20 protein-coding genes are annotated in these 22,767 nt (G+C 66.2%); 17 read left to right on the forward strand and 3 right to left on the reverse strand.

The features are described 5' to 3' along the window. Nucleotides 1-220: 220 nt before the first annotated feature. Complete coding sequence (locus WC729_RS03240; RefSeq protein ID WP_372850987.1) at nt 221-2,935, reverse strand: ribonuclease E/G; 2,715 nt, start codon at nt 2,933-2,935, stop codon at nt 221-223. Nucleotides 2,936-3,476: 541 nt separating this feature from the next. Here WC729_RS03240 and WC729_RS03245 point away from each other — a divergent pair. The 8 genes from WC729_RS03245 (at nt 3,477) to WC729_RS03280 (ending at nt 13,724) form a co-directional block, all read left to right on the forward strand. Beyond that, nucleotides 3,477-4,685, forward strand: coding sequence for an N-acetylmuramoyl-L-alanine amidase (locus tag WC729_RS03245; protein ID WP_372849471.1), 1,209 nt, complete (start codon nt 3,477-3,479; stop codon nt 4,683-4,685). A gap of 377 nt (nt 4,686-5,062) precedes the next feature. Continuing rightward, complete coding sequence (locus tag WC729_RS03250) at nt 5,063-7,585, forward strand: penicillin-binding protein 1A (protein ID WP_372849473.1); 2,523 nt, start codon at nt 5,063-5,065, stop codon at nt 7,583-7,585. 164 nt (nt 7,586-7,749) lie between these two features. Beyond that, nucleotides 7,750-8,877, forward strand: coding sequence for a peptide chain release factor 2 (gene prfB / locus WC729_RS03255; protein WP_372849475.1), 1,128 nt, complete (start codon nt 7,750-7,752; stop codon nt 8,875-8,877). Continuing rightward, complete coding sequence (locus WC729_RS03260; RefSeq protein WP_372849477.1) at nt 8,874-9,593, forward strand: class I SAM-dependent methyltransferase; 720 nt, start codon at nt 8,874-8,876, stop codon at nt 9,591-9,593. Before prfB ends, WC729_RS03260 begins: the two co-directional genes overlap by 4 nt. 20 nt (nt 9,594-9,613) lie before the next feature. Next, nucleotides 9,614-10,288 carry a hypothetical protein gene (locus tag WC729_RS03265; RefSeq protein ID WP_372849479.1) on the forward strand — a complete coding sequence of 225 codons (675 nt, stop codon included), beginning with the start codon at nt 9,614-9,616 and terminating at the stop codon, nt 10,286-10,288. 263 nt (nt 10,289-10,551) lie between these two features. After that, the gene (locus WC729_RS03270; RefSeq protein ID WP_372849481.1) at nt 10,552-12,378 is read left to right on the forward strand and encodes an SPFH domain-containing protein; all 1,827 of its coding nucleotides are present in this window, start codon (nt 10,552-10,554) and stop codon (nt 12,376-12,378) included. Between the two features lie 127 nt (nt 12,379-12,505). Next, complete coding sequence (locus tag WC729_RS03275; RefSeq protein WP_372849484.1) at nt 12,506-12,865, forward strand: beta/gamma crystallin-related protein; 360 nt, start codon at nt 12,506-12,508, stop codon at nt 12,863-12,865. A gap of 64 nt (nt 12,866-12,929) precedes the next feature. Beyond that, complete coding sequence (locus WC729_RS03280) at nt 12,930-13,724, forward strand: thymidylate synthase (protein ID WP_372849487.1); 795 nt, start codon at nt 12,930-12,932, stop codon at nt 13,722-13,724. Here the strand turns inward: WC729_RS03280 and WC729_RS03285 are convergent. Then, a complete protein-coding gene (locus tag WC729_RS03285; protein WP_372849489.1) occupies nt 13,721-14,968 on the reverse strand; it encodes a phage tail sheath family protein in 1,248 nt (415 codons plus the stop codon). The genes WC729_RS03280 and WC729_RS03285 overlap by 4 nt on opposite strands. Before the next feature lie 156 nt (nt 14,969-15,124). Here WC729_RS03285 and WC729_RS03290 point away from each other — a divergent pair, with 156 nt between their 5' ends. From WC729_RS03290 to WC729_RS03315, 6 genes are all read left to right on the forward strand, one after another. Further along, nucleotides 15,125-15,295, forward strand: a complete 171-nt coding sequence (locus tag WC729_RS03290; RefSeq protein WP_372849491.1) for a hypothetical protein — start codon at nt 15,125-15,127, stop codon at nt 15,293-15,295. Nucleotides 15,296-15,344: 49 nt separating this feature from the next. Then, entirely contained in the window at nt 15,345-15,830 is a 486-nt protein-coding gene (locus WC729_RS03295) for a dihydrofolate reductase (protein ID WP_372849493.1), read from the forward strand. A 97-nt stretch (nt 15,831-15,927) separates the two neighbouring features. Beyond that, nucleotides 15,928-17,091: a dipeptidase gene (locus WC729_RS03300; protein WP_372849495.1), complete on the forward strand. Its 1,164-nt coding sequence runs from the start codon at nt 15,928-15,930 to the stop codon at nt 17,089-17,091. 57 nt (nt 17,092-17,148) lie between these two features. Beyond that, nucleotides 17,149-18,075: a bifunctional riboflavin kinase/FAD synthetase gene (locus WC729_RS03305; RefSeq protein ID WP_372849497.1), complete on the forward strand. Its 927-nt coding sequence runs from the start codon at nt 17,149-17,151 to the stop codon at nt 18,073-18,075. A gap of 806 nt (nt 18,076-18,881) precedes the next feature. After that, nucleotides 18,882-19,199: a glycine zipper 2TM domain-containing protein gene (locus tag WC729_RS03310; RefSeq protein WP_372849499.1), complete on the forward strand. Its 318-nt coding sequence runs from the start codon at nt 18,882-18,884 to the stop codon at nt 19,197-19,199. An 88-nt stretch (nt 19,200-19,287) separates the two neighbouring features. Next, a complete protein-coding gene (locus WC729_RS03315) occupies nt 19,288-19,716 on the forward strand; it encodes an OsmC family protein (protein ID WP_372849501.1) in 429 nt (142 codons plus the stop codon). Between the two features lie 82 nt (nt 19,717-19,798). Here the strand turns inward: WC729_RS03315 and WC729_RS03320 are convergent, their stop codons facing one another. After that, nucleotides 19,799-20,020, reverse strand: a complete 222-nt coding sequence (locus WC729_RS03320) for a hypothetical protein (protein ID WP_372849503.1) — start codon at nt 20,018-20,020, stop codon at nt 19,799-19,801. 140 nt (nt 20,021-20,160) lie between these two features. On the opposite strand from WC729_RS03320, the gene WC729_RS03325 reads away from it, so the two are divergent. From WC729_RS03325 to WC729_RS03335, 3 genes are all read left to right on the forward strand, one after another. Beyond that, nucleotides 20,161-20,940, forward strand: a complete 780-nt coding sequence (locus WC729_RS03325) for a hypothetical protein (protein WP_372849505.1) — start codon at nt 20,161-20,163, stop codon at nt 20,938-20,940. Between the two features lie 276 nt (nt 20,941-21,216). Beyond that, nucleotides 21,217-21,594: a fluoride efflux transporter CrcB gene (crcB, locus tag WC729_RS03330; RefSeq protein WP_372849507.1), complete on the forward strand. Its 378-nt coding sequence runs from the start codon at nt 21,217-21,219 to the stop codon at nt 21,592-21,594. Next, complete coding sequence (locus tag WC729_RS03335; RefSeq protein WP_372849509.1) at nt 21,591-22,700, forward strand: RluA family pseudouridine synthase; 1,110 nt, start codon at nt 21,591-21,593, stop codon at nt 22,698-22,700. Before crcB ends, WC729_RS03335 begins: the two co-directional genes overlap by 4 nt. Nucleotides 22,701-22,767: the final 67 nt, after the last annotated feature.

Consider the following 22,767-nt stretch of genomic DNA (forward strand, 5'->3'; position numbering starts at 1 on the left):
CGGAAGTCTGTGCCGTCGGCAAGGTGGCGTTATCTAACCCTCGTAAGCATAAAAGGAAGCGGCGACCGGGGCATCGAGCCCCGGTCGCCGCTGCCCCACCCCTAGCCCAGTTGCCGAGCGAGCCGGGTCGAGATTGCCCCCGGCAATCTCTAAATCATGCCGGGGGCATGATTTACCCGGATCGTTCGACTACTCCTGGAAGGGAGGGGTTTTGACGTAGTTACTGCCCAAAGGTCCGCTGCCACCAGCCGCGGCGGGGCGAGCCCGCCTCGCCCGGATCGGGGTCGATCCCGCCTGCCGCATCGTCGGCCGGCGCCGCGCCATCGTCGCCAAGCGGAATCGCCGGCGCATCGGCCGTGAGAGCCTCGGGCGCAGCCGCGCCGGACGCAGCCGCCTTGGTGCGGCGCGCGCGCTTCGGCTTGGCAGGCGCTTCCTCGGCAGGAGCCTCGACCGCGACGACGGGCTCCGGCTCCGGTGCGGCTACGACCTCGGCTTCGGCCGCAGCCGCTGCCTTGGTGCGACGCGCACGCTTCGGCTTGGCTGGTGCCGCTTCCGGCTCCGCCTCGACGACCGGTGCGGCCTCGACGACGGGCTCGGGCGCAGCAACCTCGGCCGCTTCGCGTGCCTTGGGACGGCGGCGACCCTTTTTGGGTGCCTCGACCTCGGCTGGCGCTTCTTCGGCTACTGGCGCCTCGACGACTGTCTCGGCCTCGCCAGCTTCGGCTTCGACCGGCGCGGACTCGCCGCCCTCGGCCCGATCGCCCTCAACGCGGCGCCCACCGCGACGGCCCCGGCGTCCGCGACGACGACGACCTTCGCCGCCTTCGCCATCGCCCGCCACGGGCTGCTCGCCGGCGAATTCGGCGTCGCCCTCACCGGCCGCCTCGGCATCGACGTCGGACTCGGACTCGCCCTCTTCGCCATCGGCGCGGGGGGTCGAGCCCTCCTCACCCTCGGGACGATTGCGGCCGCGGCGGCCGCGACGGCGGCGACGGCGGCGCGAGCTGCCTTCGTCGTCGGCTGGCCGCTCGCCACGCTCACGCGGCTCGCGGGGAGCGCGTGCCTCGCGGGGCGCTTCCTCTTCTTCCTCGTCCTCGACCTCGTCGATCTCGTCCTCGATATCCTCGGGGATATCGTCCTCATAATCCTCGATCGGCGCCTCGAAGCGCGGGGCATGCGCCGGCGGCGGCCCGGAGACCTCGACCGACATGCGGGCGCCTTCCTGCTCGCCGTCGGGCGCGACCTCGATCGTCACGCCGTAGCGATCCTCGATCTCGGCCAGTTCCGCACGCTTGCGGTTGAGCAGGTAGAAGGCCGCTTCCTGGCTGGCGCGCAGCAGCAGCTGCGAGCCGCGGCCGTGTGCCGCCTCGTCCTCGATGAGACGCAGCGCGGACAGGCCGGCCGACGAGGCGGTACGGACCAGGCCGGTGCCTTCGCAATGCGGGCACTGGCGCGTCGAGGCTTCGAGCACGCCGGTGCGCAGGCGCTGGCGGCTCATCTCCATCAGGCCGAAGCTGGAGATGCGGCCGACCTGGATGCGGGCGCGATCGTTCTTCAGCGCCTCCTTCATCGCCTTCTCGACCTTCCGGACGTTGGACCCATTGTCCATGTCGATGAAGTCGATGACGACGAGGCCGGCCATGTCGCGCAGGCGCAGCTGGCGGGCGATCTCGTGCGCGGCCTCGAGGTTGGTCGCGGTCGCGGTCTGCTCGATGCTGTGCTCGCGGGTCGATCGGCCCGAGTTGATGTCGATCGAGACCAGCGCCTCGGTCGGGTTGATCACCAGATAGCCGCCCGATTTCAGCTGGACCACCGGATGGTACATCGCGGCGAGCTGTTCCTCGACATGGCTGCGCTGGAACAGCGGTACCGGATCGGAATAATGCTTCACCTTGCGGGCATGGCTCGGCATCAGGAGCTTCATGAACTCCTTGGCCTGGCGATAGCCCTGCTCACCCTCGACGATCACTTCGTCGATATCACGGTTGTAGATGTCGCGGATCGCCCGCTTGAGCAGGTCGCTGTCGCCATAGACCAGGGCCGGCGCCGACGAGGCGAGCGTGGTCTCGCGGATGCCGTCCCACAGCCGGGCGAGATAATCGAAGTCGCGCTTGATCTCGACCTTGGTGCGCTGAAGGCCGGCGGTGCGGACGATGCAGCCCATCGACGGGGGCAGCTTCATATCCGCCATGATCGACTTGAGGCGCTTGCGGTCGCCCGCATTCGAAATCTTCCGGCTGATGCCGCCGCCATGCGACGTGTTGGGCATCAGCACGCAGTAACGGCCGGCCAGCGACAGATAGGTGGTGAGGGCGGCGCCCTTGTTGCCGCGTTCTTCCTTGACGACCTGGACCAGCAGCACCTGACGGCGGCGGATCACGTCCTGGATCTTGTAGCGATGGCGCAGATTGGTGCGGCGCTCGCGCAGATCGTCCACCGCATCGTCCGATGCAGTGCGCTTGCGGCGGCCGCGGCCCCGGCCCTGTAGCTCCTGCTCGGCAGCTACCTCGGGATCGTTCCCGCCATCGTCCTCGAAGCGCTCGACCGATTCGGGATCGGGCTCGAACCCGTCCTCATCGCCATGATCGTCCCCATGCTCATCGTCATGGAGGTCGTCCTCGGCATCCATCTGGGCGCGCAACGCTGCCTCTTCGGCGGCGTGCTCGGCCTCTTCGCGCAGCAGCGCGTCGCGATCCTCCTTGGGGATCTGGTAATAATCGGGGTGGATTTCCGAGAAGGCGAGGAAGCCATGGCGGTTGCCGCCGTAATCGATGAACGCCGCCTGGAGCGACGGTTCGACACGGGTAACCTTGGCTAGATAGATATTGCCTTTGAGCTGCTTGCGCTCAGCGGACTCGAAATCAAACTCCTCGATCCGGTTCCCCTTGACGACGGCAACCCGGGTCTCTTCCCGGTGCCGCGCGTCGATCAGCATACGCATGGTCATTTAATGTTCTCCGGGCGCGCGGTCCGGGGCCTGGCGGCATCCGCCGCGCGCGATTGTGATGCGGCGACGTGGTGGCGGAATTGCCGCCCTTTTCCGTGCCGCTTGTGGTTTCGAAAAATGCCTCTGCTCGCGATCCACGCCCCGGCATCTGGCCCTGGGCACCCCGCGCGCTCGCGAGACCGCCGGCGGAAACCGGTCGGTGCGAGGGGCGGGGAAAATGCATCATGCGAACGTCAACCTGAAGAGCCGCCACCGAGAAATCCGGTGCGGCCATGGGACCGAACAGACGCCAGAAGAGGCGCTTGCCGGTGCAATTTCATGCCTAGCACCGCTATCATCGCGCAGCAACCGGCACGTTTTGGCCGCTCTTGCCGGCAATTTCTTGCCTAACCCTCTTTTAACCTAGTCGATTTACCGTGCTGGAACCGGGGGGCTCCTAGTGCGGAGCTAGTTAGTGTGTACTCGATGGGACCCCCCGCCCATGCCTTTTCGCTGGACCGTTGCCACACCGGCGCGGCATTACCCTGTTGTGTCCTTCCTCCTCGCTCTCCTGGCCTGCTGGCTCGGCGGCACGCCCGCCTGGGCTGCGACGGTCGAGCGTGTCGAAATCCGGCATGACCGCATCGTCATCCGCTTCGACCAGAGCGTCGCCGACGCCTCGAGCTTCGTGCTCAAGGGGCCGCAGCGCATCGCGGTCGACGTCGCCGGCGCCACGCCGGGTTTGCCGGTCGAAGGCAGCGGCTATGTCGAGTCGGTGCGCCAGGCGGCGCGCGGCGAGGACGGCACGCGCATCGTGTTCGACCTCGCCCGGCCGGCGATCGTCACTGAAGGAACCTTCGGGCCCGATGGCCGCGAGCTGACGCTCGAGCTGCGCACCGTCGACGATGCGAGCTTCGCCCGCGCCGCGGCGGAGCAGCGCCTGCGCTTCCTGCCGCCGTTCAACATGGGGATGGTGACGCCAGCGCGCAAATATGAAGTGTCGGTCCCGATTCCCCGGCCGAGCCGCAGCCTCGCGCTGCCCCGCGTCTATGGCGACGACGACAGCCGCCCGCTGGTGGTGATCGATGCCGGCCATGGCGGCGTCGATCCCGGCGCGATCTCGCCGGTCGACGGCCGGCGCGAAAAGGACGTGACCTTGAAGATCGCCCGCGCGATCCGCGACGAGCTGCTCCGCTCCGGCCGGGTCCGCGTCGCGCTGACCCGCGAGGACGACAAGTTCCTCGTGCTGCAGGAACGCTATGGTATCGCGCGCAAGCTGAAGGCCAATCTGTTCATCTCGGTCCACTGTGACAGCGTGGGCAGCGGCGATGCGTCAGGCGCGACGGTCTACACCCTCTCCGAAGTTGCGTCCGACAAGGAATCGGCCCGGCTCGCCGCGCGCGAGAACAAGGCGGACATCATCTCGGGCGTGAACCTCGCCTCGACCTCGGCCGACATCTCGTCGATCCTGATCGACCTCACCCAGCGCGAGACGATGAACAGCTCGGCGAGCTTCGCCCGCCTGCTCGGCCGCGAGGCGCAGCCGCTGATGCCGGTGAAGCCGAACTTCCACCGCATGGCGTCGCTGGTGGTGCTGAAGGCGCCCGACATGCCGTCGATCCTGTTCGAGACCGGCTATATCTCGAACCCGAAGGACGCCGCCTTCATCGATTCGCGCGAAGGCCGCCAGCGCATCGCCGAGAGCGTGCGCCGCGCGGTCGACATCCACTTCGCGCGCCGGATGGCATCGAACGACTGACTCTTTCTCCCTCTCCCCTTGTGGGAGAGGGAAGGGGCCCATCGCTCTTGCGATGGGAAGGGTGAGGGGGACACTCGCAGGTGTCACGAACCTCACTCCCCCTCATCCGGCGCTTCGCGTCCCCTTCTCCCGCAAGGGGAGAAGGGAGTGAACCGCTACCATGTTAATAAGTATATGATAAATATACGAAATATGGCAGCATGCCGAAAATCGGCCGCCCCCGAAAATGTCAGTGACCCTACTGACATTTTGAACATCGGAGATCGCAAGCGCTGATTCAAACCCGCCTTAAGTCAGGTTACCAACTCACATCCCCGCGACGATGAAAGGACATAGGCTGGCAAGCCCCGAGAAACTTGCTAGAGCCTCGGCCCTGTATGACCAGTACCGAATCCAGCGTGAATTTCCGTCTCCGCCGCGACGTGGAGGGGATTCGTGGTTTCGTCGAGCGCGTCTGGGGCCGCTGGTGGGTGAAGACGCTCGCCGTTCTCGCGGTGCTGATCGCGATCGCCTATGCGATCTTCTGGTACGTCTTCGCCAGCGACCTGCCCTCGGTCGACAAGCTGCGCGCCTATGAGCCGCCGCTGCCGACCAATGTGCGCGGCGTCGACGGCATTCCGATCCACAGCTATGCCCGCGAGCGCCGCGTCGAGCTGAGCTACGAGGAATATCCGCCCCTGCTCGTCCGCGCCTTCCTGGCAGCGGAAGACAAGACCTTTTTCGAGCATCACGGCGTCGATTATCCCGGCATGGCCGGCGCGGTGATCGACTATGCGACCAAGATGGGTACGGGCCGCCGCGCCAAGGGCGGATCGACCATCACCCAGCAGGTCGCCAAGAACCTGCTGATCGGCAACGTCTATTCGCCGACGCGCAAGATCAAGGAGGCGATCCTCGCTTACCGGATCGAGGACACGCTGACCAAGCAGCAGATCCTCGAACTCTATCTCAACCAGATCGCGCTCGGCCGGAATGCCTTCGGCGTCGAAGCGGCGAGCTATGCCTATTTCAACAAGGAGCTGAACCAGCTCGATCTCGCGCAAATGGCCTATCTCGCCATCCTGCCCAAGGGCCCCTCCAACTATGATCCGTTCCGCAGCACGCAACGCGCGCTCGACCGGCGCAACTATGTGCTGGGCGAGATGCTCAAGAACGACTTCATCGACCAGGCGCAGCACGACAAGGCCGTGGCCGAGCCGCTCGGCGCAGTGCCGCGCCAGACCCCCAAGACCGAGGTCGCCGGCGCCGGCTATTTCGTCGAGGAAGTCCGCCGCCAGCTGATCGACAAGTTCGGCGAGGACGAGAAGGCCGGGCCGTACAGCGTCTATTCGGGTGGCCTGTGGGTGCGCACCTCGCTCGACACCAAGATCCAGCTCGACGCGCAGACGGCGCTGCGCAACGGCCTGCTCCGCTTCGATCGCGGCCGCGGCTGGAGCGGTCCGCTGCGCCATGTCGAGATTTCGGGCGACAATTGGCAGTCCGCGCTACTCAACACCAATCTCCGGCTCGACTATCTCGACTGGCGCGCCGCGATCGTCACTGCGATCGGCGGCGGCTCCGCCACGCTCGGCTTCGGCAACGGCCAGACCGGCACCTTGCCGAGCTGGGGCGCGCAGATGCCGGTACGGGGTCAGGGCGGCACTGCCTTTGCCGCGCTGAAGGTCGGCGATATCCTGGCGGTCGCGCCCGAGGGCGCTGCCTTCGCGCTGCGCTCGGTCCCCAAGATCTCGGGCGGTTTCGTCGTCGAGGAACCGGCGACCGGCCGCGTGCTCGCGATGCAGGGCGGGTTCGATTCGAGCATCCAGTCGTTCAACCGCGCCACTCAGGCGATGCGCCAGCCCGGATCGACGATCAAACCGATCGTCTATGCGGCAGCCCTTCAGGGCGGCATGACGCCCGCCTCGATCATCGTCGACGGGCCGTTCTGCGTCTATCAGGGCGCCAGGCTCGGGCAGAAATGCTTCCGCAACTTCGGCGGCGGCGGCTCGGGCCCGCACACCATGCGCTGGGGCGTCGAGCAGTCGCGCAACCTGATGACCGTGCGCGCCGCCTCGCAGACCGGCATGGAGCATGTCGTGTCGCTGATGGACCGCATCGGCGTCGGCAAATATCCGCCCTATCTCTCCTTCGCGCTGGGCGCGGGCGAGACGACGGTGATGCGCATGGTCAACGCCTATGCGATCCTCGCCAACCAGGGCCGCGGCCACCCCGCCACCTTGGTCGATTTCGTGCAGGACCGGCACGGCAAGGTGATCTGGCCCGAGAACTGGCGCGCCTGCGACCGCTGCAATGCGCCCGACTGGAACGGCAAGGCGATGCCCCGGCCGGTGACGCGCGGCCGCCAGATCGTCGATGCGATGAGCGCCTATCAGATGGTGCATATCGCCGAGGGCGTGATCCAGCGCGGCACCGCGACCGTGCTGCGCGATCTCGACCGTCCGATGTTCGGCAAGACCGGCACCAATTCGGGCCCGACCGACGTGTGGTTCATCGGCGGCACGCCGCAGATGATCGGCGGCGTCTATATCGGCTATGATTCGCCGACCAGCCTGGGCGGCTATGCGCAGGGCGGCACGATCGCCGCGCCGATCTTCAAGGAATTCGCGCTCAAGGCGTATGAGGGGCTGGAGAAGATCCCGTTCCGGGCGCCTGCCGGCATGCGCATGGTGCGGATCGACCGTGCCTCGGGCAAGCCGGTGTTCGGCGCCTGGCCGACCAGCGACCCCAAGGCCTCGGTGATCTGGGAAGCGTTCAAGCCGGAGAGCGAGCCACGGCGTGCCGCACGCAGCAACGAAGACGACGGCGCAGCCGACAAACCCAGGGAAGTGAAGCCGGTGGAGCGCCAGGAAGCGGCGCCGCGCGACAGCGACTTCCTGCAGCGCCAAGGCGGAATCTACTAGCGGGAGGCCATGCCGAAACGCCTTCAGGCGCGCTGAACGGGCGCTAAATCGCATCGAATGACACCGGCTCCTTGCCAAGGACGGGCGGAATCTACTAGCCCGCCCTATATATCCCTGTGAGCCGGCTCCTGCCGGCATGACGAGTATTTTCCGGAGTTTCCACCATGCGCGCCGAAGCGCAGGCTCATGTCGACACCATCAATGACGCGCTCGCGCTGCTTCGCCGCTTCCTCGATTGGGACCGTGCGCTCCGCCGGCTCGACGAACTGAACGCGCGCGTCGAAGACCAGGCGCTCTGGAACGACCCCAAGCTCGCCCAGGAGGTGATGCGCGAGCGTCGCCGCCTGGAAGAGGCGATCAACGCCACGCGCGCGATCCAGAGCGAGCTCGACGACACCGCCGAGCTGATCGAGATGGCCGAGGCCGAGGGCGACGAGGAAATGGCGGCCGACGGCACCAGGAGCCTCGCCGAGCTTGCGACCCGAGCGGAGCATGACAAGATCCAGGCGCTGCTCGCCGGCGAGGCCGACGGCAACGACACCTATATCGAGGTCAATTCCGGCGCCGGCGGCACCGAGAGCCAGGACTGGGCGGGCATGCTGCAGCGCATGTACACCCGCTGGGCCGAACGCCGCGGCATGAAGGTCGAGCTGGTCGACCAGCATTCGGGCGAGCAGGCTGGCATCAAGTCGGCGACCTTGCTGCTCAAGGGCGAGAATGCCTATGGCTATGCCAAGACCGAAAGCGGCGTGCACCGCCTCGTCCGCATAAGCCCGTACGACAGCGCGGCGCGGCGCCACACCAGCTTCGCCAGCATCTGGGTCTATCCGGTCATCGACGAGAATATCGAGGTCGAGATCAACGAGAGCGAGCTGCGCATCGACACCTATCGCGCCTCGGGCGCGGGCGGACAGCACATCAACACGACCGACTCGGCCGTGCGCATCACGCATCTGCCCACCGGCATCGTGGTTCAGTGCCAGAACCAGCGCAGCCAGCACAAGAACAAGGCAGAGGCGTACAACCAGCTCCGTGCCAAGCTCTACGAGCGCGAGTTGCAGATCCGCGAAGCCGCGGCCAATGCGGAGAACGCGACCAAGACCGATATCGGCTGGGGCCACCAGATCCGTTCCTATGTGCTCCAGCCCTATCAGCTGGTGAAGGATCTGCGCACCGGCGTGACCTCGACCAGCCCGTCCGACGTGCTCGACGGCGATCTCGACTCCTTCATGGCGGCCGCCCTGTCGCAGCGGGTGACCGGCGAGACGGTCGAGGTGGAGGACGTCGATTGAGGTTGGCCGCGGCCCTGGCGATAGCGGCGTTGCTGCTCGCGGGCTGCGAGCCAGGCCAGCCGCGCGTCCCTGACGACCAGGACAAGGCCGGCCCCTTCCCCGCCGCCGACCGCCCCGTCGCGCACATCATCTCGTCGCGCTGGTCGACCGAGGAAGCGCGCGACCGGCTGAACGAAGCATCCGAAGTGATGAACAAGGCCGGGCTCAAGGCCGGCATGACCGTCGCCGATATCGGCGCGGGCGAAGGCTATTACACGATCCGCGCCGCCGCGCGCGTGGGCAAGGAGGGTCGCGTACTCGCCGAGGATATCGTCGCTGGCGTCCGCGATGCGCTCGCCGAGCGCGTCGCGCGCGAGCGGCTCGACAATGTCAGCGTGCGCCTCGGCCTGCCCGCCAATCCGCGGCTGCCCGATGCAAGCTTCGACCGGGTGCTGATGGTGCACATGTACCATGAGATCGAGCAGCCCTATGAGTTCCTCTGGCGCATGCGCCCCTCGCTGAAGCCCGACGGCCTCGTCGTGGTGGTCGACGCCAACCGGCCGACGCAGAATCACGGCACGCCGCCCGGCCTGCTCCGCTGCGAGATGGCGGCGGTCGGCTACAGCCAGGTCGGCATGTACGACATGCCCTCCGCCGGCGGCTATCTCGCGACCTTCCGCGCGGTGGGGCCGAGGCCGGAGCCGAAGGCGATCAAGCCCTGCCACCTTCCGCACTAGGCTGAGCGCACGAAGCAATCATGGCCAGCGGCGACCCAGGGCCCGAAGGCGATGAGCACGCGATCCTGCCATGGCGTATCGTGGCGGGTGCCTTTCTCCACTTCGCGGTGCCTGCCTATATCCTCACGGTACCGCTCGCCTGCCTGTTCGCGGCGCCGGCCGCTGCAACCGTCGAGGATGTCTTGCGCCTCGCGCTGCCGTTCAGCGGCTGGTTCCTTGCACTCTATGCTGCGTCCGGAACGCTCTTCTCGCTCGGTGCCGCCCTGCTCGACCCGATGCTCCGTCAGCAGCGGCGCCGGCGCGAAGCGCGCGACCCGCGAGTCGCGGCGCAACGATCCGCCCAACGGCTGTCCCGTGCCATCACCGAGGGACGGCGCCTGTATGGCGACCGGGCGCCGTCTGCGCTCGACAGGCTTTCGGCGGCACCATGCGACCATGCCGATCCGCGCTGCCAGGCGCTGTCGTCGGACCTTGCCGAGATCGTGCGAACCTCAGCGGCTGCCCTCGCCAGCGCGCCGGCCGAACGCCGCACTGCGATCCTGGCGACGGCAGCCGCCGCGCTCGATCGGATCGACAATGCCGTCGCCGCGCTGCACGCGGAGCGCAGCCGCCTTGACGAAGGCGATGCTCTCACCGTCGCGCGCTATGTCGAATCTCGCTACGGGACTTCCGATTTCGCTGGAGACCAGCCTTGAACAGGCGTAAATAGACTCAGGGCGCGACTCTTGCGCTCGTCTAAAGGTCCCAAGGACACCTCCACAAAATGACAAATATGTACATGCTCGGCGCATCGGCCGTCGTGGTGCTCGTCGTCGTTTTACTTTTCACCATCTCTCGTTGCGTGCGATATGTCGGGAATAACCGCGTCGCCATCGTAGAAAAACTATGGAGTCGTCGCGGTTCCGTACCCGGCGGGTTAATCGCCCTCAACCGAGAGGCAGGGTATCAGCCCGAGGTATTGCGTGGCGGCTATCACTTCTTCATCCCGTTTCAGTACCGGATTCACGCGCAGCCGCTGGTTACTATCCCGCAGGGCCAGGTCGGTTACATCTTCGCGCGAGATGGCGCACCGCTCGGCCCGACCCAGACTTTGGCGAGCAACCTGCGCACCGCCGATTTCCTCGATGTGCGCACCTTCCTGAGCGAGGGCGGGCAGAAGGGCCCGCAGCGCACGATCCTGCGCGAGGGCACCTATGCCATCAACCTCGCCCAGTTCGTCATCATCACACGCGAGCATATCTATGGCCTGATGCTCGAGGCGGCGGACTATGCCCTATTCGCCGAGATGCAGCATGTCATCGAGGAACGCACCGGCTTCGGCGCGGTCGTGATCAAGGATGCGTCGGACCAGATCGGCGTGGTGACGGTGCATGATGGCCCGGCGCTCACCGCCGACCAGATCATCGCGCCCGAAGTCGGCACCGATCAGGCAGACTCAGCCACCTTCCACAACAGCTTCCAGGACCCCGAGAAGTTCATCGCCGCGGGCGGGCGCCGCGGGCGCCAGCTCCAGGTGCTGGTCGAGGGCAGCTATTTCATCAACCGCCTGTTCGCGACGGTCGAGATGGTTGCCAAGACGGTGATCGAGGTCGGCCATGTCGGCGTGGTGATCAGCTATACCGGCGACAGCGGTGCGGACACCTCGGGCGACGATTACCGGCACGGCGAGCTGGTCGATCGCGGCACGCGCGGCGTCTGGAGCGACCCGCTGCTGCCGGGCAAATATGCCTTCAACACCTATGCCGGCAAGATCGTGATCGTGCCGACCACCAACTTCATCCTGAAATGGGATGCGGACACGACCGGGCAGCACAAGCTCGACGAGAATCTGTCCGAAGTGTCGCTGATCACCCGCGACGCGTTCGAACCGACCCTGCCGCTCTCCGTCGTGGTGCATATCGACTACCGCAAGGCGCCGCTGGTGATCCAGCGCTTCGGCGACATCCGGAAACTGGTCGAGCAGACGCTCGATCCGATGGTCTCGGCCTATTTCAAGAACGTCGCGCAGAAGCGCACGCTGATCGAGCTGTTGCAGGAACGCTCCGACATTCAGGAGCAGGCCGGCGATCAGATGCGCGCCAAGTTCAGTGGCTATAATCTGGAGCTGCAGGAGGTGCTGATCGGCACGCCGCGCGCTGCCGCCGGCAACGACCAGATCGAGAAAGTGCTCCAGCAACTGCGCGAGCGGCAGGTCGCCGAGGAACAGGTCGCGACCTATCAGAAGCAGCGAGTCGCAGCGCAGGGCGAGAAGGAACTGCGCGAGGCGCAGGCCCGGGCGCACCAGCAGACCGCGATCACGGAGTCGGAGCTCTCGATCACCGTGCAGGAGAATCAGGGCAAGGCAGCGGTGAAGCGTGCGACCCAGGACGCCGAACAAACCCGCACGCTGGCCAGGGCAGAGTCGGATCGCATCCGGATCATCGGCGAAGGCGAAGCGGCGAAGGTCGTGGCGCTGGCGGGCGCCGAGGCGGACCGCATCACCAAGACCGGTCTCGCCACGGCCGAGACGATCGAGAAGCAGGCGGCGGCATCGGGCGGCGCGCACTATCAGCTGACGCGTCAGGTGATCGAGCGGCTGGCCGAGGCGCTGGAGAAATCGGGCGTCGACATCGTCCCACGGGTGCAGATCAACACCGGCGGGGACCGCGGTGAAAGCGGCGGATCGATCCAGGCGCTGATCGGCATGATGCTGTCCGAAAAGGGCATGGCGATGCTGGGCACGCCGATGGCGGCCAACGACCATGTCGTCCCGCAGGACGATGAGGAAGGGGTAGCGGCCGAATAAGCCGAGGCACGGGGCGGACGCGGTCTGCGAGACAGCGCCCGCCCCCTCCTATTGCGTTGTAAAGCGGTGCGCCGCGTGTTCTTCTGACCACCAGGCGGGCGCGAGTCCCGGCTCGGAGGAGGGTGACATGAAAAAGCTGAATCTCTTCGCACTGACGGTGATGGTGATGGCGGCGGCTCCCGCGGCGACCGCGCAGGACCGGTATCGCGACCGGGATTACGGGCCCCATATCACCGTCTTCGCGGATGACGATTTCCGCGGCAGGAGCATGGAGATCAGCGGACCGATCGATCGCCTTGGCCGCACCGGTATGGAAGACCGCATCTCCTCGATCCAGGTCGACAGCGGCCGGTGGCAGGTTTGCGTCGACGACGATTATCGCGGCCGCTGCGAAGTCATCGATCGCTCGATCGCCCGCCTCACGCGGTTGGGACTGGACGACAAGATTTCCTCGATCCGCCCGCTTCGTCCGCGCCGGCGACGCTGAACCGACTGTCCATGCGGCGCTCAAGCCGCTTGGCGCGCCGGGGCACGCGCGCTATCTCCACGCGATGCAGCCCTATCTCGATCTCATGCAGCGCGTGCTCGACACCGGCGCGGAACAGATGGACCGCACGGGCACGGGCACGCTCTCCGTGTTCGGCCACCAGATGCGCTTCGACCTGGCGAAGGGCTTCCCCGTCCTCACCACCAAGAAGCTCCATCTCCGCTCGATCATCGTCGAACTGCTCTGGTTCCTGCGTGGCGACACCAACGTCCAGTGGCTGCGCGACCGCAAGGTGAGCATCTGGAACGAATGGGCGGACGAGGACGGCGAGCTCGGCCCGGTCTATGGCAAGCAATGGCGCGACTGGGAGACGGCTGACGGCCGCCATATCGACCAGATCGCCGAGCTGATCGAGCAGATCAAGACCAGCCCCGCCTCGCGCCGCCAGATCGTCAGCGCCTGGAACCCGGGCGACCTCCACGCCATGGCGCTCGCACCGTGCCACTGCCTGTTCCAGACTCATGTCGCGAACGGCAGGCTGTCATTGCAGCTCTATCAGCGCTCTGCCGATATCTTCCTCGGCGTGCCGTTCAACATCGCGAGCTACGCGCTGCTCACCCATATGCTGGCGCAGCAATGCGGGCTCGAGCCGGGCGACTTCATCTGGACCGGCGGCGATTGCCATCTCTATTCGAACCATCTCGACCAGGCCCGCGAGCAATTGGCGCGCGACCCCGGCCCGCTGCCGCGGCTCGAGATCCTGCGCAAGCCTGGCGGGATCGACCAATATGAGTATGAGGATTTCCGCCTCGTCGGCTACGAGGCGCAGGCGCACATCAAGGCGCCCGTCGCGGTCTAGTCGGAACCCGCCATCTGCTGCGAGAAGTCGAGCACGATGAACTCGGCCGGGTGGATCATCTGCAACTTGACCGAGAGGCGCATCACATCGTCCAGCATATCCTGGCCGGTCATGGTCGATCCCAGCCCGATCGATACCTGGAATGCGTCCGACGCCTTGTCCCCCATCAACCCGCCCTGCTGCCACAGCCCGGTCAGGAAATTGGAGATCATCGCGTCCACGCTCGCCCAGGTCTGCGGCGTGTTGGCCGCGAAGACGAAGGACTGGAGCGCCGCCTTGATCGACTGCTCGATATAGATGAGCGTCCGCCGTACCTGGATATAGCGATAGTCGTTGCTGTTGCCGTCGAGCGTGCGGGCGCCCCAGACCACCACGCCACGGCCGGCGAACAGGCGAATCGCGTTCACCGCCAGGCCGTCCAGCGGCATGTTCATGTCGCCTTGCTCGTCGTCGTTGATCGGGATCGTCACCCCCTCGACCATCGCGACCGAGAGGTTCGCCGGCGGGTTCCACACACCACGCGACGTGTCGGTGTCCGCATACAGCCCGGCCATCGCCGGCGACGCCGGCATGATCCGCCGATTGCCGCCGATCACCGCATCGAGATAGGGGAAATAGCTCGCGCCATAGCTGCGAGCGTCGCCCGCCAGGTTTATGCCGGCGCGGAAGCTGGCGGTGGCTGCCTCGATCAACGCAGGCGTGTCGTTGGCCGGATCACGGCCGCCGGGCACGTCGAGGATCGCGAATCGGTCCTGCAGGGTAGCGCCCTGGTTCACCATCGCACAGGCAAAGGGATAATAGTCCGCCTCGGCCATCGCCAGCGCATCCGGCGCGACCAGCAGGGTCGGCCCGCTTAGCCGCGCGAGCGCGTCGAGGCCGGCATGGAGGCGCTGCGGTGCGAGCCCGGCCTCGCCCAGATCGGCGGTGAAATCCGCGAAGCTGCCGACCGACACGACATAGCAGCTACCACCGCCATTGCCGAAGAACATGGCAAGGCTTTCCCAGAGGATCGGCGCGACCTTCGTCGCATCGCCGGTCCAGCCAGCGCCGAACAATGTCTGATAGTCCGTCAGCGACGCAATTTGTGTGGGAAGGTTGGCCAGCGATCGTCCGCTATCCGGTTCGATCGCTTTCTCGCTATACCCGATAAAGGCTGGAACGGCTGTCGCCACGCCGACGATCGAGGGCGGAAAGGCCGGCAGTTCCTCGACATAGACGCCTGGCGTCTTGCGTAGCTCGTCCATTTCCACCCCCCGATGCTGAACCGCGAGCCTAACAGGCGGCCTGCCCCGCGCAACGACCGATACCGCCGCGGCCGGCTCCATTTCCCGCCCCGATTCAGCGCCCGTTCAGTCAGACGATTACATATGTAGTCGGACAGGGACAAAGGGAGAAAAAGCGTGCGGGAGATTCATTTCACGATCATCACGGCGGCACTGGCGGCGGCGCTGCTGCAATTGCTGGTGACTCAGACCGCGGCGCAGACAAATGCTCAGGCTTCTACGCAGAGGTCGGCAAAGCCAGGGGCGAAGCTCGCCTGCGGCTGCGCGCCGAGAGCGATCCTGTCATGATCGGCACAAGGCGGTGGCACCGCAGCCCTCCCCATCGCATAAGCGATCCATGTCGATCTCACCCCGCATCACCCTCCACCTCGCCCGCGCCGACAACGGTGTGATCGGGCGTGACGGGGGGCTGCCCTGGCGCCTGCCCGCCGACCTCAAGCGGTTCAAGGCCCAGACCATGGGCAAGCCGATGATCATGGGCCGCAAGACCTTCGAGAGTTTCCCCGCCCCCCTGCCCGGTCGGCGGCACATCGTGCTGACTCGCGATGCCGGCTGGTCCGCGCCGGGAGCTGAAGTGGCTCATTCGATCGACGCGGCGATCGCCCTGGCCGACGCCCCCGAGATTGCGGTGATCGGGGGCGCGGAGGTCTTTGCCCTGTTCCTTCCCCATGCCGGCCGCGTCGAGTTGACCGAAGTCCATGCCGCGCCGGAGGGCGATGCAGTCGTCCCCGCTTTCGCCGGTTGGCGCGAGACCGGGCGCGAGCATCATCCCGCCGACGGCGAGCGGCCGGCCTACAGCTTTGTGACGTTGGAACGACCGTGACCCGTCACCCCGGACTTGTTCCGGGGTCCATCGTCCCGCATACCCGGAAGCATCGGACAGACCGGCACCATGGATGCCGGCACGACGGAGGGGTGACATGCGCAAATGGCTCTGGGGCATCCTTGCCCTGATTTTCGTCGCTGTTACCGCCTTTTTTGCCCTCGCCCCCGCCATGGTCGAGCGCTCGATGAACAAGGTCGAGCCGGTCGAGCTGAAGATCACGCCGCATGCCCGCGCGCTCCACGCGACTCTGCAAGTCGCCGATATGCATGCCGACACATTGCTCTGGAAGCGCAGCCTGCTCGACAGCGTCGATCGCAGCCAGGTCGATCTGCCCCGGCTGATCCAGGGTAACTACGCGCTGCAGGTCTTCTCTTCGGTGACCAAGACGCCCAAGGGCCAGAATTACGACGCGAACACCGGCGATACCGACAATATCACGCAACTGGTCATCGCCGACCTTCAACCAGTGCGGACCTGGAACTCGCTGCTAGAACGCTCGCTATGGCACGCGACCAAGCTCGATCGCTATGCCGCGGCTTCGAACGGCCAGTTCCGTGTGATCCGCACCCCCGCCCAGCTCGATCGGCTGCTGGCGGATCGCGCTTCGGGCAACAAGGTCGTGGGCGGCATGCTCTCGATCGAGGGGCTGCAGGACCTCGAGGGCAAGCTGGGCAATCTCGACCGGCTCCATGCTGCCGGCTTCCGCATGGCTGGGCTCGCGCATTTCTTCGACAATGACGTGGCGGGGTCGATGCACGGGGTCGCCAAGGGTGGCCTGTCGCCGCTCGGCTTGCAGGTCGTCCGGCGGATGGAGAAGCTCGGCATGATCGTCGATGTCGCCCATTCGAGCCACGCAGCGACCGCTCAGGTGATCGCCATGGCGAAGCGCCCGATCGTCGCCAGCCACACCGGCGTGCAGGCGACCTGCAAGGTCAACCGCAACCTGACCGACGACGAGATTCGCGGCATTGCGAAGACCGGCGGGGTGATCGGCATCGGCTATTGGGACGCAGCGATCTGCTCGACCAAGCCCGAGGCGGTCGCAGCGGCGGTTGCGCACGTGCGGGATGTGGTCGGGATCGACCATGTCGGGCTGGGTTCCGACTTCGATGGCGCAGTGACCACTGGCTTCGACGCGAGCCAGGTCGTGGCGGTGACTCAGGCGCTGATCGACCGGGGATTCTCTGATGCCGATATCGCCAAGGTGATGGGCGGCAACGTGCTTCGGGTGCTGCGCGCCGGGATCGCGCCCCAATAGTCCTCCAGGGTCGGCGGAGGATTGTGTCCTGCCCGCTTGCCCCCTATGCCCAATCCCATGGAGCGGCTTGACGGCGGCTCGGTGGTGCCCCCCGAACTTCGGGGCGGGATCGTCGCGCTGGGGAATTTCGACGGGTTCCACATGGGGCATCAGGCAGTGGTCGGCCGCGCGGTCGAGCGTGGCCGTGCGGAAGGCCGTCCGGTGCTGGTCGCCACCTTCGATCCGCATCCGGTGCGCCATTTCAAGCCCGACGCCGCGCCCTTTCGCTTGACCACGCTCGACCAGCGCGAGGAGCTGTTCGGCGCCGCCGGCGCTGACGCGATGATCATCTTCCACTTCGACGCGGCGCTCGCCGGCCTGACCGCGATGGAGTTCGTCGCCGATCGCCTGCTCGACAAGATCGGCGTTGGCGGGGTGGTGACGGGAGAGGATTTCACCTTCGGCAAGGCGCGCGGCGGCAATGTCGACGTGCTGGCCGATCTGGGCGCGAAGAACGGCTTTACGGTCGATACCGTCGCGCCAGTCGAGCTCGACGGCGAGGAAGTCTCCTCGAGCCGGATCCGCGATCTGCTCGTCGCCGGCGATCCGCGCGGCGCGGCGCGGCTGCTCACCCGGCCCTTCGCGATCGAAGGCGTGGTCCAGCATGGCGACAAGCGCGGCCGCGAGATCGGCTATCCGACCGCCAATATCGATATGGGCAATTATCTGCGCCCCGCTTACGGCATCTATGCGGTGCGCGGGCGGCTGCCCGACGGGCGAGTGCTGGATGGGGCGGCCAATCTCGGCGTCCGCCCCAGCTTCGATCCGCCGCGCGAGCTGCTCGAACCCTATTTCTTCGATTTCTCCGGCGACCTGTACAACCAGACGATCGAGATCGCACTGGTCGACTTCCTGCGCCCTGAGGCGAAGTTCGACAGCCTCGACGCCCTGACCGCGCAGATGGAGAAGGATTGCGCCCGGGCGAAGGAACTGCTCGCGCGCTAGCGAGCCTGCGCGGGCGGCATCGTTCTTGGGAGAAGCAAGTTGGGCCCGCGCAGGGCTCGCGCATCCGCACTGCCGGGAAGCGCGCGAACGCAAAATGGGGGCCGGCATCGCTGCCGACCCCCTGTCGCCGGACTTCGATCCGCTTGGCATCTCCGAAGAAATACCCGCGCCCTCTGGTTTCGGCGGCATGCTCCACCCATGCCGCGAACGGCATCAGGCTTCGCATTTTGGTCACCGGGGTCGGGCGCGATACCCTTTCGGGCCTCAACGCCGCGACCTCCGGCGGCCAGCTCGATCATCAGGCCGAAACCCGACAATCGCGCTTTGGCCACTATCTCCGAACCACCTTCCACCCGTTGCCAGGCAGCGCGCATCCAGTCTTCACGGCCACGCCCTTCCCCATCGCGGGGATCGGAAAGGACGCTTGGACCATCTTTCCTTGCCGGTCCACCAAGCCTTTGCTTGCGCAACGGCGGGCTTTCCTGCTCGGTCCGACACTCCCCCAGCTTCATGAACGGTTTCCTTGCGGCACCTTTCCACGATCCTGGTATAAGTGGCTGATGTCTCTGCGATTTCTCGCTTCCTCATCCGCTGCTTACAGTCATGATGCTGTCATTGAATCCGAGTCGTGCAAAGGGTCAAACGACATCAGCCGCCTGTGGATAACGTGGATATCGTGGAGAAGAATCCGCCGCTCCTGCAGCCCTGCACCCCGATGAACGGCAGGTTGTTTCAGGTTCATGCAACTTACGCCAAAGCGGAAGCGTTACGACCCCGATATTGATTCAAGGCAAGGGAGTAGAACAATGCGCAAGATGATTATGGCGGCCATCGCCGCCTCGCTCGTGATCCCCGCGACCATGGCGGTTCCGACCACCAGCGCCGAGGCTCGCAAGCATTACAAGTATCGCGAGTGGCGTGGCCGCGACGGCCGTACCTATTGCCGCAAGTCGGACGGCACGACCGGTCTGCTCGTGGGTGCCGTGGGCGGCGCCCTGGTCGGCCGCACGATCGACACGCACGGCGATCGCACCGTCGGTACGCTGGGCGGCGCGATCCTGGGCGGCCTTGCCGGCCGTGAGATCGACCGCAGCAACAGCAACAATCGGCGTCGCTGCCGCTAAACGATTTCTTTCGAGAAATAACGGCGAAGGGCGCGGCGCAAGTCGCGCCCTTCGTGTATCCGGGCCTTCCAATTGCAGGAGACTCACCATGACGACTCGCAGCGGATCGGCCCGATACCAAGGTTTCGGCAAGGACGGCGTCGGCCATGTCTCGACTCAGTCGGGCGCGCTTGCCGACACGCCCTATGGTTTCAGCAGCCGGTTCGAGGAAGGCCCGGGCACCAACCCCGAGGAACTGATCGCCGCTGCCCATGCGAGCTGCTTCACCATGGCGCTGAGCTTCGCCCTCGCCCGCGCCGGTTTCTCGGGCGGCACGCTCGAGACGAGCGCGAAGGTGACCCTGGAAAAGCAGGACGCCGGTTTCACTATTACCCGGTCCGACCTGGACCTGACCGCGACGATCGACGGGATCGACGCCGACCAGTTCGCCGAAATCGCGGCTGACGCCAAGGCTAATTGCCCCGTCTCGAAGGTCCTGAACGCCGAGATCACCCTGACTCATCGCCTCAACGCCTGATTTTCAATCGACGGCCCGAAACGACGAAGGGCCCGGCGATCACTCGCCGGGCCCTTTATATATCAGCGCGAGGAGCGTTGAATCAGATGATGCCGCCGCCCAGGAACAGGCGGATTGCGCAGACGATGATCAGTATCAGGTTGAGGTTGCGCCCCATGTTGCTCGACGACAGCGCGCCGAGCGCGAGCCCGACGATGCCCATCGGGATCGTCAGCCAGTTGAGCCAACCCAGGAAGGGAATGAAACCGACCAGCGTGAGCAGCAGCACCAGCAGGCCGACGAAGAGCGAGAGAATGTTGAGCATGAGGCGAACATGACGGGCCCCGGGCCCGAGCGCAAGTATCATGGTGAATCGCGCGCGCGGACCGATCCGGTATTGCCAACGCTTCCTTAACCGGAAATGCGCCATGTTCGAAATGGTTGGAGCGGGAGCTTTTGGTCGAAATGGTGCGCAGTCGATTCCGGGGCCTGACCCTTGTCGTGCTGTCCGCGGCGCTTGCCGCGTGCGGGGCGCGGGGCGATGGCGACCGCAATCTCGATTCGCTCGACAATGAGCTGGTCGACAGCAACAGCGCGAGCACGACCCGCGACCCGGCATTGATGAGCGCGTTGCAGGACCAGATCATGGTCGATCCGTCCCTCGCGCAGCAGGCCAATAACGACGCGGTCCGCCCGCCTGCCCAGCCCTATTCCGGCGCCGTGCCGCCCGACGGCATCGCCGTGCCGCCCTCAGGCGCGGTCGCCTCGACCGGCGCCGCGAGAAGCGAGACCTTGAAGAAAGCCCCCGCGCCCAGTGCCGATTGTCCGCAATGCGGCGCGGCGCGCGAATCGCTGACCCTCGGCGCGCTTGCGTCGCGCCAGACGGACAAGCGCACCAGCGGCTGTGCCGGTAACATGCGCTATTCGGCGCGCTGGGCGCAGCGCCTGCCCGCCGACCTGCCGCTCTACCCCGACGCCCGCGTGTCGGAAGCCGCGGGCAGCGAAGCAGGCAGCTGCGCGCTGCGAGCGGTCAGCTTCGCCAGCTCGGCGCCGCTGCAGACGGTGCTCGACTGGTATTACACCCGCGCCACCAATGCCGGCTATTCGGCCGAGCATCAGGCCGAGGGTGCCGAACACGTCCTTGGCGGCACCCGCGACCGCGACGACGGCGCCTTCGCCATTTTCCTGACCAGCCGCAACGATGGCGGGACGGACGTCGATCTGGTGGCGAACAACGGGAACTGACCTAACTCCCTCTCCCCTTGTGGGAGAGGAGCGTCGGGTGAACAGCGCCCCGCGCTGTTCAGGTCATGCCGGGGGCATGACCGACCCGACGCTGGGCCCATTGCGAAGCAATGGGAAGGGTGAGGGGGACACTGAGGTTTCGAGCCTCACTCCCCCCTCACCCTTCCGTCGCTTCGCTCCTCCCTCCCTCTCCCACAGGGGGAGAGGGAAAGAAGGTCTGACCGCGAAAAATCCCCCAAGGTTCTCATTTCGTCCAATCCGCGCTAACGGGGCGGCATGTTCCAACTTCTCCTCGTCATGCTCGGCGGCGCCGTGGGCGCCGGCGCTCGGCATCTGACCGGCCGTGCGACGCTTGCCGCGTTCGGCCCGGCCTTTCCTTTCGGCACGCTTGCCGTGAACCTGATCGGCGGGTTCGCCATGGGCCTGCTCGTCGGCAGCCTCGCCCGGATGTCGGTGCCCGGTGAGAATTGGCGCCTGCTGCTCGGCGTTGGCGTGCTCGGCGGGTACACCACTTTCTCGGCCTTCTCGCTCGATGTGGTGACGATGATCCAGCGCGGCGATCTCGGCGTGGCGGCATTGTATGTCACGATCTCCGTGATCGGCTCCGTCCTGGCCCTGTTCGCCGGCCTCTCGCTGGTGCGGGTGGCGGCATGAGCGACAAGCCCAACACCAAGGACGAGTCGAACGTCCGCCAGTTCAATGTCGGCGCCGATGATGACGGCATCCGTCTCGATCGCTGGTTCAAGCGGCATCTGCCCGACACCAGCTTCACCACGGTCGCCAAATGGGCGCGGACCGGGCAGCTCCGCATCGACGGCGGGCGCGCCACACCGGGCGACCGCATCGTCGCGGGCCAGTCGATCCGCGTGCCTCCGGCCGAGCCGGTCCGGGTCGACGCCCCCCAGAAGCGCGAGCGCCCGCCACTGAGCGAAGAGCAGACCGACTTCATCCGCGAGACGGTGATCCACCGCGACAAGCAGGCGATCGTCATCAACAAGCCCGCGGGTCTCGCCACCCAGGGCGGCACCAAGACTCACGAGCATGTCGACGGCCTGCTCGATGGCCTGCAGTTCGAGGGCGAGAGCCGCCCGAAACTGGTCCATCGCCTCGACAAGGATACGAGCGGCGCGCTGTTGATCGCGCGGACCACCCGCGCCGCGGCGTTCTTCGCCAAGGCCTTCTCCTCGCGCAGCGCCAAAAAGACCTATTGGGCGCTGATCGTCGGTGTGCCCTCGATCGAGGACGGCACGATCGACCTGCCGATCGCCAAGCAGCCCGGCAGCGGCGGCGAGAAGATGCATGTCGACGAGAAGGAAGGCCAGCTCGCCCGATCGCGCTACCGCGTGATCGAAAGCGCGGGCAACACCACTGCGTGGGTCGAGCTGATCCCGCATACCGGCCGCACGCACCAACTGCGCGTGCATATGGCGGCGATCGGCCACCCGATCGTCGGCGACGGCAAATATGGCGGCCAGGCGGCGTTCCTGACTGGTGGGATCAGCCGCAAGATGCACCTGCATTCGCGGCGCATCAGCGTCGACCATCCCGATGGCGGCAAGATCGACGTCCAGGCAGAATTGCCCCAGCATTTTTCGGAAAGCCTGAAGCAGCTCGGCTTCGACGAGATGCTCGGCAACAACATGCCGCTGGATACGCCGCCCCCGCCGAGCAAGGCCGTGAAGAAGCAGCAGGCCAAGGCGCACGCCAAGACGGTGCGCAAGGCGCGGCGCGGCGAACGGCGGAGCCGTGGGAGCGCGTGACACAGGGCGGGCTGACGATGCCATGCTGATGGTTTGGCAGATGAGCGGGCGTGGTTGAATCGAGCCT

The organism is Sphingomonas sp. (assembly GCF_041661825.1).
In the GTDB taxonomy this organism is placed as follows: Bacteria; Pseudomonadota; Alphaproteobacteria; order Sphingomonadales; family Sphingomonadaceae; genus Sphingomonas.